This window comes from Agrococcus jejuensis (assembly GCF_900099705.1).
Lineage (GTDB): Bacteria > Actinomycetota > Actinomycetes > Actinomycetales > Microbacteriaceae > Agrococcus > Agrococcus jejuensis.
Map to the genome: position 1 here is coordinate 145,050 of NZ_LT629695.1, position 11,016 is coordinate 156,065.

The following is an 11,016-nucleotide window of genomic DNA, read 5'->3' on the forward strand; positions in this document are numbered from 1 at the left end:
ATTCCCGCTCGCCCGCACCGGCATCCGCGCACCCTCGGCTGCGCAGCCTCGCGCCTCAGCCGCGGCGCCGCCGCATGGCGTCGAGGAGCGCCGTCCACAATGGTGCCACGGTCACGCCATCCTCCTCCTGCATGCGCCTGCGCGTGCGGTGCCTGGCGTGCAGCAGCATCGCCGAGCCGAGCGCGAGCGCGACGAACTGCACCGACAGCGCGATGCGGAACGCCTCCCAGTCGTAGAGGCCCGCCTGCTCCCCCGCGTCGAGTCGCACGTGGTGGATGACGTCGAGCGCGACGCCGATGAGCGCCATGAGGCAGAACGACGCCGTGAAGCCGCCGACGTTGACGAAGCCGTTCGCCGAGCCGAGCGAGCGCACCGGGTTGAAGGTGCGAGCGAAGTCGAAGCCGATGAGCGAGCCGGGTCCGCCGATGCCGATCGCGATGAGCATCCACACGACGACGCCCGTCGGCGGGATGCCCGGCCACAGCAGCACGACGGCCCACGCGAGCGCCATGTGCGCGACGATCGCCAGCACGAGGTTCGAGCGGCGGCTCGGGAACCGCGCCGTGAGCAGGCCGAGCAGCGGCCCCGACACGATGCCCGTCGCGATGATGACGACCACGAGACCCGACGCCTCGCCGCGCGTGTAGCCCAGGCCCGACACGAGGATCGGGAAGCCCCACAGCAACGAGAACACCGTGCCGGGCGACTGCGTCGAGAAGTGCGCCCAGAAGCCGAGCTGCGTGCCGGGCAGCGAGATCGCCGAGCGCAGCCTGCGCCACCACGACGCCGGCAGCTGGATGCTGTCGGTGCGCGGCGCGTCGACGCCGGGCGGCGCGTTGCGCACGGCGACGAGCACGAGCACGGCCACGAGGGCGCCGGAGCCCGCGATGGTCAGGAACGACGGCGTCCAGCCCAGGTGCTGCAGCATCCACACGAACGGCACGGCCGAGCACAGCTGGCCCAGCTGCCCGATGTTGCCAGTCCACTGCGACAGCTGCGGCAGGCGCGGCCCCGAGAACCACGACGGCAGCAGGCGCAGCACCGAGATGAACGTCGCGGCGTCGCCCATGCCCACCAGGATGCGCGCGACGATCGCGACCGGCACGAGATCGGTGAACGCCAGGAGCGCCTGCCCGGCGGCCATCAGTCCGCCGCCGACGGCGATGAGCGTGCGCGGGCCGTAGCGGTCGACGAGCACGCCCACGGGGATCTGCAGCGCCGCGTAGACGACGAGCTGCACGACCGCGAGGCTCGAGAGCTGCGCGGCCGTGGCGTCGAAGCGCACGATCGCGTCGGGCGCGGCGGCGCCGAGCGACGAGCGGTGCAGCGTCGAGACGAGGTAGGCGACGAGGCAGACGACCCACGTGATCCAGGCCATGCGGCCGTTCATGCGCGTGCTCCGGTCACGAGCGAGCCTCGCCCACGCGCGTCACGGCTGCGTCGGGTCGGCGCGCCTGCGGGCCAGGTAGCGCTCGAGCTCGGCGGCGATCTCGTCGGCGGTCGGCAGCGAGCCGTCCTCGTCGGTGAGCGGCGAGCGCACGCCCGCGTTCTCCATGTAGGCGTCGTAGCGCGCCTCGAGCGTCGCGACGAGCCGCTGCAGCTCCTCGTTCGTCTCCATCTGCTGGGCGACGAGCGACTGGAACTCGCGCTCGGTGCCGCGCAGCTCCTCGGTGCGGAACACGAGCCCCGTCGCGTTCGTGACGCCGTCGAGCGCCGCGAGGGCCGGACCTGCGGTGCCGGACTCGCCGACGTAGTGCGGCACGAGCACCACGAACGAGGCGACGGGCATCTCGGGCGCGAGGCGGTGCTCGAGCAGGTGCATGACCGACGCCGGCACGGTCGACGTGGGCTTCCACACCGAGAACGCCTCGACGAGGTCCTTGCGGTTGCCCGAGACGGTGACGCCGAGCGGGCGCGTGTGCGGCACGGGCATGGGGATCGACAGCACGATCGTCGTCGCCGCGACGTGCAGGCGCTCGGCGACGGTGCGCACGGCGTCGGCGAACCGCTCCCACATCCAGTCGGGCTCGGGGCCCGACAGCAGCAGGAACGGCTTGCCCGCGTCGTCCTCGCACAGCGAGAGCGTGAGCGCGTGCGGTACGTACTCCTCGATGTGGTCCTCGTCGAAGAGGATGTGCGGCCGGCGCGAGCGGTGGTCGACGAGCAGGTCGGTGTCGAACTCGACGACCGACGTGTGCGGCAGCGTCGAGACGATGGTCGCGGCCGCGAGCTCCGCGGCGGCGCCGGCGTCGGCGAACCCGTGCATCGCCACGACGAGGTCGAGGCCCGCGGGCACGGACTCCTCGTCGGAGAACGCGATGAGATCCTCGGGCCTGACCATGCATCCAGCGTAGCCAGCGCTCGAGGCCGTCGACGCCGCGCCCGTGCGCCGCGCATAGGCTCGACGCATGCCCATCCCCGCACTCTCGCTCATCGCCGCCTCGGACGACGCCACCGCGGACGTCCTCGTGCGCGGCGTCCTCGCAGGCGACGCCCCGGCAGCATCCGGCGTCGACCCCGACCTGCTCGTCGCCATCGGCGCGACCGGCAAGCCCGGTCAGGTCGTGCGGGCCGTCGTCGACGGCCGCACCGTCGCGTTCGTCGGTCTCGGCAAGGCCGCGACGACGCGCGCGCTGCGCGACGCCGCCGCCACCGCGACGCGTGCGCTCGCCGGCACCCCGACGGTCGCGATCGCCTTCCCCGTCGCCGACGCCGACGACGTCGCCGCCGTGCTCGAGGGCGCCGCGCTCGGCGCGTACCGCTACGACCGCTACAAGGCCGAGGATGCGGCGTCGACGCCGCCCGCCGAGATCGCGGTCGTCGTCGGCGAGGTGCACGTGACCGACGCCGTCGTGCGCCGCGCCCGCGTCGTGGCGGAGGCCGTCGAGCGCACGCGCGACCTGTCGAACACGCCGCCGCGCGACCTGAGCCCCGCGATCTTCGCCGACCTCGTGCAGGGCGAGGCGGCATCCACGGGACTCACCGTGACGGTGCGCGACGAGGTCGCGCTCGCCGAGGAGGGCTTCGGCGGCCTCGTGGGCGTCGGCCAGGGCTCGTCGCGCCCGCCGCGCCTCGTGACCGTCGAGTGGGCGCCCGCGGGCGCCGAGCGCCACGTCGCGCTCGTCGGCAAGGGCATCACGTACGACACGGGCGGCCTCTCGCTGAAGCCCGCCGCGTCGATGCAGCACATGAAGTTCGACATGACCGGCGCCGCGACCGTCTACGCCGTCGCCGCCGCCGCTGCCGCGCTGCAGCTGCCCGTGCGCGTCACCGCCTACCTGTGCCTCGCCGAGAACATGCCCTCGGGCACCGCCATCCGCCCCGACGACGTGCTCACGATCCGCGGCGGCCGCACCGTCGAGGTCACGAACACCGACGCCGAGGGGCGCCTCGTCATGGCAGACGCCATCGCGTTCGCCTCCGAGACCGGCGCCGACGCGATCATCGACGTCGCGACGCTCACGGGTGCGCAGGTCATCGCGCTCGGCGACCGCTACTCGGGCCTCATGGGCAACGACGACGCGCTCGTCGACGCCATCCGCGCCGCGCACGACGCCGCCGACGAGGACGTGTGGCCCATGCCCCTGCCCGACGACCTGCTGCCGGTGCTCGACTCCCCCGTCGCCGACATCGCGAACGCGAAGATCGGCAACCGCTCGGCCGGCATGCTGCTCGCCGGCGTGTTCCTCTCGACCTTCGTGGGCGAGCGCGACGGCACGCCCATCCCGTGGGCGCACCTCGACATCGCCGGGCCCGCCATGAACACGGGCGCCGCGAAGGGCACGGCGCCGAAGGGCGCGACGGGCGTCGTCGTGCGCGGCCTCATCGGGTCGCTCACGGCCCTGTCGACCGCTGCGCCGGCGGCCGACGCGACCCGCTAGCCGGGTTCGCTGACGGCGCTGTCCAGCGCGACGCGACGGACAGACGCCAGCAGGTAGGGTTGGGAGACGGCGGCGGCGACGCGCCGACGCCTGCCAGCGAGACATCGAGGAGTGCGTGCACGTGGCCGAGAAGTTCGACATCGTCGTGCTGGGAGGTGGCAGCGCCGGCTACGCCGTCGCGCTGCGCGCCATCCAGCTCGGGAAGACCGCCGCGATCATCGAGAAGGACAAGCTCGGTGGCACGTGCCTCCACCGCGGCTGCATCCCCACGAAGGCGATGCTGCACTCGTCCGAGGTCGCCGACGTCGTGCGCGACGCCGCGCACGCGGGCGTCCAGGCCGAGCTCAAGGGCATCGACATCGAGGCCGTGAAGGGCTTCCGCGAGGAGATCGTCGCGAAGAAGTTCAAGGGCCTGCAGGGTCTCATCAAGTCGAAGGGCGTCACGGTCATCGAGGGCGCCGGTCGCCTGACCTCGCCCACGACCGTGCAGGTCGGCGACCAGGTGATCGAGGCCGGCAACGTCGTGCTCGCGACCGGCTCGTTCTCGAAGTCGCTGCCCGGCCTCGCGATCGAAGGCCGTGTGATCACGAGCGAGCAGGCGCTGCAGCTCGACTGGATCCCGCGGCACGTGATCGTGCTCGGCGGCGGCGTCATCGGCGTGGAGTTCGCGAGCGTCTGGCGCGGCTTCGGCGCCGAGGTCACGATCATCGAGGGCCTCCCCCACCTCGTGCCCAACGAGGAGGAGTCGATCTCGAAGCAGCTCGAGCGCCAGTACAAGAAGCGCGGCATCCAGTTCAAGCTGGGCGCGCGCTTCTCGGGCGTCACGCAGGACGACTCCGGCGTGCACGTCTCCCTCGAGTCGGGCGAGACGATCGATGCCGACCTCATGCTCGTCGCCGTCGGCCGCGGCCCGGTCACGCAGGACCTCGGCTTCGAGGAGGTCGGCGTCGCGATGGAACGCGGGTTCGTCACGGTCGACGACCGTCTGCAGACGAGCGTCCCCGGCGTGTACGCCATCGGCGACATCACGCCCGGCCTGCAGCTCGCGCACCGCAGCTACCAGCACGGCATCTTCGTCGCCGAGGAGATCGCGGGTCTCGAGCCGCGCATCGTCGAGGACGTCAACATCCCGAAGGTCACGTACAGCGACCCCGAGATCTCGTCGGTCGGCTACACCGAGGCGAAGGCCAAGGAGAAGTTCGGCGCCGACGCGATCGAGACCTACGAGTACTCGCTCGGCGGCAACGCCAAGTCCGAGATCGTCGGGACGTCGGGCTCGGTGAAGGCCGTGCGCGTCAAGGACGGCCCCGTCGTCGGCATGCACATGATCGGCCGTCGCGTGAGCGAGCTCGTCGGCGAGGCCCAGCTCATCGTGAACTGGGAGGCCTACCCCGAGGACGTCGCATCGCTGCTGCACGCCCACCCGACCCAGGGCGAGTCGCTCGGCGAGACGATGCTGAAGCTCGCCGGCAAGCCGCTCCACGCCATCTAGGAGACCCGCATGGCTGACATCACCCTGCCCGCGCTCGGCGAGAGCGTCACCGAAGGCACCATCACGCGCTGGCTCAAGCAGGTCGGCGACACGGTCGAGGTCGACGAGCCGCTCGTCGAGATCTCGACCGACAAGGTCGACACCGAGGTGCCCTCGCCCATCGCAGGCACCATCACCGAGATCCTGGCCGACGAGGACGACACCGTCGACGTCGGCGCCGTCATCGCCCGCGTGGGCGACGCAGGCGACGCGCCCGCTGGCGACGCTCCCGCAGAGGAGCCCACCGCCGAGGAGCCCGCCCCGGCCGCCGAGGAGGGCACGACGTCGGAGGCCGAGACCGAGGAGCCCGAGGCTCCGTCGACCGAGGCCGAGGAGCCTGCAGCCGCGCCCGCCGCGGGTGCGAGCGACGCCGGTGGCGACGCGACCGACATCACCCTCCCCGCCCTGGGCGAGTCGGTGACCGAGGGCACGATCACGCGTTGGCTCAAGCAGGTCGGCGACACGATCGAGGTCGACGAGCCCCTCGTCGAGATCTCGACCGACAAGGTCGACACCGAGGTGCCGTCGCCCGTCGCCGGCACGATCTCGGAGATCCTCGCCAACGAGGACGACACCGTCGACGTCGGCTCGGTCATCGCGCGCGTCGGTGGCTCCGCAGGCGGCTCGGCTCCGACCGAGGCGCCCGCGCAGGAGGCACCGGCTGAGGAGCCCAAGGCCGAGGAGCCCAAGCAGGAGTCCGCTCCCGCGCAGGCACCGGCCCCCGTGCAGGAGGCTCCGCCCGCGCCGAAGGCTCCCGAGGCTCCGGCTGCTCCGAAGCAGGAGGCACCCGCTGCTCCGGCTGCCGCTCCCGCCGCACCCGCTGCTCCCGCCGCCGCTCCGGCAGCACCCGCCGCTCCCGCGGCGACCTCGGGCGCATCCGCCTACGTCACGCCCATCGTGCGCAAGCTCGCGAACGAGAAGGGCGTCGACCTCGGCACCGTGCAGGGCACGGGCGTCGGCGGTCGCATCCGCAAGGAGGACGTGCTCGCCGCTGCGACGGCAGCTCCCGCCGCGACGTCGGCTCCGGCCGCCGCCGCTGCTCCGGCACCGATCGAGGACTCGCCGCTGCGCGGCACGACCGCGAAGATGTCGCGACTCCGCAAGGTGGTCGCGAAGCGCGCGGTCGAGTCGATGCAGACGACGGCGCAGCTCACGACGGTCGTGGAGGTCGACGTCACGAAGGTCGCGCAGCTGCGCGACCGCGTGAAGGGTCGCTTCCAGGAGACGACGGGCCAGAAGCTCTCGTTCCTGCCGTTCTTCTCGCTCGCCGCGGTCGAGGCGCTCCGTGCGCACCCGATCATCAACGCGACGGACGACGGCGAGGAGATCACCTACCCCGCCGGCGAGCACCTGTCGATGGCGGTCGACACCGAGCGCGGCCTGCTGACCCCGGTCATCAAGGATGCCGGCAAGCTCGACCTGCGCGGGTTCGCCGAGCAGATCGCCGACCTCGCAGGTCGCACGCGCGACAACAAGCTGGGTCCCGACGAGCTCGCGGGCGGCACGTTCACGCTGACCAACACGGGCTCGCGCGGCGCGCTGTTCGACACCCCCGTGGTGTTCCAGCCGCAGCGTGCGATCCTCGGCGTCGGCACGGTCGTGAAGCGTCCCGTCGTCGTCTCGGTCGACGGCCAGGACTCGATCGCGGTGCGCTCGATGGTCTACCTCGCGCTGTCGTACGACCACCGCATCATCGACGGCGCCGACGCGGCCCGCTACCTCACGCAGGTGAAGCAGCGGCTCGAGGCAGGCGACTTCGAGGGGCAGCTGGGCATCTAGTCACGCCGCCCAGGCGTCCCGCAGCATCCAGCCGGCGTCGGTCCTCACCACGAGGACCGACGCCGGCTCGCTGCTGCTGGCGACGTCGACGAGCACGGCGTCGCCGAGCACGGCCACCTCGCGCAGCGCCGCATCGGCCGGCAGGCGCCACGTCGCAGCCGCTGCCCCGCCCGTCGGGTCGAGGATGTCGGCGAGGCACGCGGCATCCGCGGCGTCGAGGCACGCCTCGCGCGCGGCGAGCAGCGCGCCGGCGGCGTCGACCGCCGTCGACTCGGACGAGGGGCGCGTCGTCGCGACCGGCGTCGCGTCGGGCGCATCGGCCACGGCGACCGGCGTCTCGTCGGCGACCGAGGCGCCACCGCCACCGAGCACGAGGGCCACGACGAGCGCCGCAGCGCCCGCACCTGCGGCGATCCACACGGGCCGACGCACCGACGCCACCACGGGCGCCACGCGCTCGAGCGCGGCCTGCAGCCACCGCACGGGCAGCGGAGCGTCGGCATCCGATCGCACGCGCCGCCGCTCGCCTTGCCGCCGCTGGGCGGCGGGCTCCGACCGCGTGCGCTCGATCGGCAGCGCCGGCCACGCCGCGAGCAGCGCCGCCGACGCCGCCGCGACGTCGCGCGCCGCGAGCCCCTCGCGCACGGCCGCGGGCGCGTGCTCGTCGCACGTCGCGAGCAGGTCGTCGACGAGCGCGGCGAGCGCCGCGCAGTCGGCGGCGACGCCCTCCGAGCCGTCCCGCCACGCCGCCGTGGGCCGGGTCGTCTCCTGCACCGCACCCGCCCCGGCGATCGCCGGCGCACCGTCGTCGTCGAGCACGATGGCGTGCAGGTCGACGCGCCCCGCCGTCGCCCCGGCGGCGTGCAGCGTCGCGACGGCGTCGAGCACCGGGGCGACGAGCGTCACGACCTCCCCGGCCCTCGGCACGCCGCGTGCCAGCAGCCACTCCGCGGCCGTCGCCGCCGAGCGCGGACGCACGAGCACGACGGCGCCGTCGTGCGTCGCGACGTCGAGCACGGGCAGCACGTGCGGATGCGCGACGCGCAGCAGCACCTCCGCCTCGCCCGCCAACTCCGCGGCTGCCGTGCCCGTGCCGACGTGCAGCTCGACCGCCGCGTCGCCGTAGCCGGCGAGCACGCGCCGCTCCCCCGCGTCGCGCACGACGCGTACGATCCGATGCCCTGCGATCCGCTCCATGGCGCCCACCGTGCCCCGCACGCGCCCGCCGCGGCACCGCATCCTGCCCGCCTGTGGACGACGTCGGCCTGTGGAGACCGCGCTCGCCCAGCATCGCGTCATCCGCACCCCCGCGCGGGCGATACCCTGGAGCCATGGCGCAGCCGATCGACGCGAGGGAGCCGGGTCGCATCCGGACGATGTGGCGCATCTTCCAGATGACGCGCAAGCAGGACCGACTGGCGCTGCCGCTCATGATCGGCGCCGCGATCCTGCCGATCGTGCTCGCGATCGTGCTCGCCCTGGTCGTCGCACCGGGCGACGTGCTCTTCACGATCCTCTGGATCGTCTCGGGCGTGCTCATCGGCCTCATGCTGCTCATGCTCACGCTCACGTGGCGTGCCGAGAAGCTCGCGTTCTCGCAGATCGAGGGCAAGCCGGGCGCCGTGGGCGCCGTGCTCTCGAACGGCCTGCGCGGCTCGTGGCAGTCGAGCGAGATGCCCGTCGCCGTCAACACGAAGACGCAGGACGCCGTGTACCGCGCCGTCGGCCGCCCCGGCATCGTGCTCATCGCCGAGGGCCCCACCGCGCGCACCGAGCGCCTCGTGCAGGACGAGCAGCGCAAGATCAAGCGCATCGTGCCGAACGTGCCCGTGCACGTGCTGCGCATCGGCCCCGACTCCGAGATCCCCCTGCGTCGCCTCACGCGTCGCATGCGCGGCCTCAAGCGCACGCTCACGCGTGCCGAGGTCGTCGCCGTCGGCAACCGCCTCTCGAGCCTCGGCGGCATGCAGATGCCGATCCCCAAGGGCATCGACCCGCGCCGCATGCGCGCCGGTCGCCCGCGCTGACCGCTCGGCCCCGTTCGCATCCAGCGCAACCGCTCGACCCTCGCCGCCGCGTGCGGGAGGGTGGAGGGCATGACGCCGCACGCCGCGCCGCCCATCGACCCTGGTCGACGGGCGGCGCGGCGTCGTCTGTCCCATGCAGGCATCGCCATGCCGCGTGTGCGTCGTCACCCGCGGCGCGCCACGTAACACGCCGGAAACAATCGCGTCATGTCGGGGCAATCGCCCAGCCATAGCGTCATGAGCACGGCGTGCGCGACGCGCGCCCACCCCCAAGGAGCAAGGAGCGACATGTTCAAGGATTCGTCCGAGGTTCTCGCGTTCATCAAGGAGGAGGACGTCAAGTTCCTCGACATCCGTTTCACGGATCTCCCGGGTGTGCAGCAGCACTTCAACATCCCGGCCGCCACGGTCGACGAGGACTTCTTCACGGTGGGCCAGCTGTTCGACGGCTCGTCGATCCGCGGCTTCCAGGGCATCGCGGAGTCCGACCTCCAGCTGATCCCCGACGTCACGACGTGCTACGTCGACCCCTTCCGCGAGTCGAAGACGCTCATCATGATCTTCGACATCTACAACCCGCGCACCGGCGAGATCTACCACCGCGACCCGCGTCAGGTCGCGCACAAGGCCGAGCAGTACCTCACGTCGACCGGCATCGCCGACACCGCGTTCTTCGCCCCGGAGGCCGAGTTCTACGTCTTCGACGACGTGCGCTACGACGTCAAGCAGAACCAGTCGTTCTACGCCGTCGACTCCGAGGAGGGCGCGTGGAACTCGGGTCGCGTCGAGGAGGGTGGCAACCTCGGCAACAAGACGCCCTACAAGGGCGGCTACTTCCCCGTCTCGCCCGTCGACAAGCAGGCCGACCTGCGTGACGACATGTCGCTGAAGCTCATCGACGCGGGCCTCGAGCTCGAGCGCGCGCACCACGAGGTGGGCACGGGCGGCCAGGCCGAGATCAACTACAAGTTCGACACGCTCGTGAAGTCGGCCGACGACATCCTGAAGTTCAAGTACATCATCAAGAACACGGCCGAGGAGTGGGGCAAGACGGCGACGTTCATGCCGAAGCCGCTCTTCGGCGACAACGGCTCGGGCATGCACACGCACCAGTCGCTGTGGAAGGGCGGCGAGCCGCTGTTCTACGACGGCAACGGCTACGGCGGCCTGTCGGACACGGCTCGCTGGTACATCGGCGGCATCCTGGCGCACGCGCCAGCGCTGCTCGCGTTCACGAACCCCACGCTGAACTCGTACCGTCGCCTCGTCAAGGGCTTCGAGGCTCCCGTGAACCTCGTCTACTCGGCAGGCAACCGCTCGGCTGCGATCCGCATCCCGATCACGGGCACGAACCCCAAGGCGAAGCGCATCGAGTTCCGCGCCCCCGACGCCTCCGGCAACCCGTACCTCGCGTTCGCTGCCCAGCTGATGGCCGGCCTCGACGGCATCAAGAACCGCATCGAGCCGCACGAGCCCGTCGACAAGGACCTCTACGAGCTGCCGCCCGAGGAGGCCAAGAACATCCCGCAGGTGCCCGGCACGCTCGAGGAGGCGCTCGCCGCCCTCGAGGCCGACCACCAGTTCCTGCTGGAGGGCAACGTGTTCACCGAGGACCTCATCCAGACCTGGATCGAGTACAAGCGCGAGAACGAGATCCTTCCCGCCGCGCTGCGTCCCCACCCCTTCGAGTACGAGCTGTACTTCGGGGTCTGATCGACGCGACGTCGATCCGCATCAGACGGGGGCCGGGTTCCTTGGGGGGACCCGGCCCCTTCCCCGTGCCCGGGCGCCTCGTGCG

Annotated in this window: 8 protein-coding genes; 5 read left to right on the plus strand and 3 right to left on the minus strand. The window is 72.3% G+C overall.

Features of this window, described 5'->3' with window-relative positions; translation table 11 throughout:
* Positions 1–55 precede the first annotated feature (55 nt).
* Both BLQ67_RS00685 and BLQ67_RS00690 read right to left on the minus strand, forming a co-directional pair.
* Positions 56–1,378, minus strand: coding sequence for an MFS transporter (locus BLQ67_RS00685; protein WP_331711982.1), 1,323 nt, complete (start codon positions 1,376–1,378; stop codon positions 56–58).
* Positions 1,379–1,429: 51 nt separating this feature from the next.
* Entirely contained in the window at positions 1,430–2,341 is a 912-nt protein-coding gene (locus BLQ67_RS00690; RefSeq protein WP_092501550.1) for a PAC2 family protein, read from the minus strand.
* A 67-nt stretch (positions 2,342–2,408) separates the two neighbouring features.
* Here BLQ67_RS00690 and BLQ67_RS00695 point away from each other — a divergent pair, with 67 nt between their 5' ends.
* The 3 genes from BLQ67_RS00695 (at position 2,409) to sucB (ending at position 7,191) form a co-directional block, all read left to right on the plus strand.
* Positions 2,409–3,881, plus strand: a complete 1,473-nt coding sequence (locus BLQ67_RS00695) for a leucyl aminopeptidase (protein WP_092501552.1) — start codon at positions 2,409–2,411, stop codon at positions 3,879–3,881.
* Positions 3,882–4,002: 121 nt separating this feature from the next.
* Entirely contained in the window at positions 4,003–5,373 is a 1,371-nt protein-coding gene (gene lpdA, locus BLQ67_RS00700; protein ID WP_092501554.1) for a dihydrolipoyl dehydrogenase, read from the plus strand.
* Positions 5,374–5,382: 9 nt separating this feature from the next.
* Positions 5,383–7,191, plus strand: coding sequence for a 2-oxoglutarate dehydrogenase, E2 component, dihydrolipoamide succinyltransferase (gene sucB, locus BLQ67_RS00705; RefSeq protein WP_092501556.1), 1,809 nt, complete (start codon positions 5,383–5,385; stop codon positions 7,189–7,191).
* Here the strand turns inward: sucB and BLQ67_RS00710 are convergent, their stop codons facing one another.
* Positions 7,192–8,352: a protein kinase family protein gene (locus BLQ67_RS00710; RefSeq protein WP_172802225.1), complete on the minus strand. Its 1,161-nt coding sequence runs from the start codon at positions 8,350–8,352 to the stop codon at positions 7,192–7,194.
* Positions 8,353–8,522: 170 nt separating this feature from the next.
* On the opposite strand from BLQ67_RS00710, the gene BLQ67_RS00715 reads away from it, so the two are divergent.
* Both BLQ67_RS00715 and glnA read left to right on the plus strand, forming a co-directional pair.
* Complete coding sequence (locus tag BLQ67_RS00715) at positions 8,523–9,218, plus strand: DUF4191 domain-containing protein (protein WP_092501560.1); 696 nt, start codon at positions 8,523–8,525, stop codon at positions 9,216–9,218.
* A 288-nt stretch (positions 9,219–9,506) separates the two neighbouring features.
* Positions 9,507–10,931 (plus strand): type I glutamate--ammonia ligase, encoded by a 1,425-nt coding sequence (gene glnA, locus BLQ67_RS00720; protein ID WP_092501562.1) that lies wholly within the window; start codon positions 9,507–9,509, stop codon positions 10,929–10,931.
* The last annotated feature ends 85 nt before the right edge of the window (positions 10,932–11,016 follow it).

What these genes read in the sequence shown, in the direction of transcription:
- glnA (WP_092501562.1), top strand. Translation starts at nt 9,507, where the DNA reads ATGTTCAAGGATTCGTCCGAGGTTCTCGCGTTCATCAAGGAGGAGGAC.
- BLQ67_RS00685 (WP_331711982.1), bottom strand. Translation starts at nt 1,378, where the DNA reads ATGGCCTGGATCACGTGGGTCGTCTGCCTCGTCGCCTACCTCGTCTCG.
- BLQ67_RS00690 (WP_092501550.1), bottom strand. Translation starts at nt 2,341, where the DNA reads ATGGTCAGGCCCGAGGATCTCATCGCGTTCTCCGACGAGGAGTCCGTG.
- sucB (WP_092501556.1), top strand. Translation starts at nt 5,383, where the DNA reads ATGGCTGACATCACCCTGCCCGCGCTCGGCGAGAGCGTCACCGAAGGC.
- BLQ67_RS00715 (WP_092501560.1), top strand. Translation starts at nt 8,523, where the DNA reads ATGGCGCAGCCGATCGACGCGAGGGAGCCGGGTCGCATCCGGACGATG.
- BLQ67_RS00695 (WP_092501552.1), top strand. Translation starts at nt 2,409, where the DNA reads ATGCCCATCCCCGCACTCTCGCTCATCGCCGCCTCGGACGACGCCACC.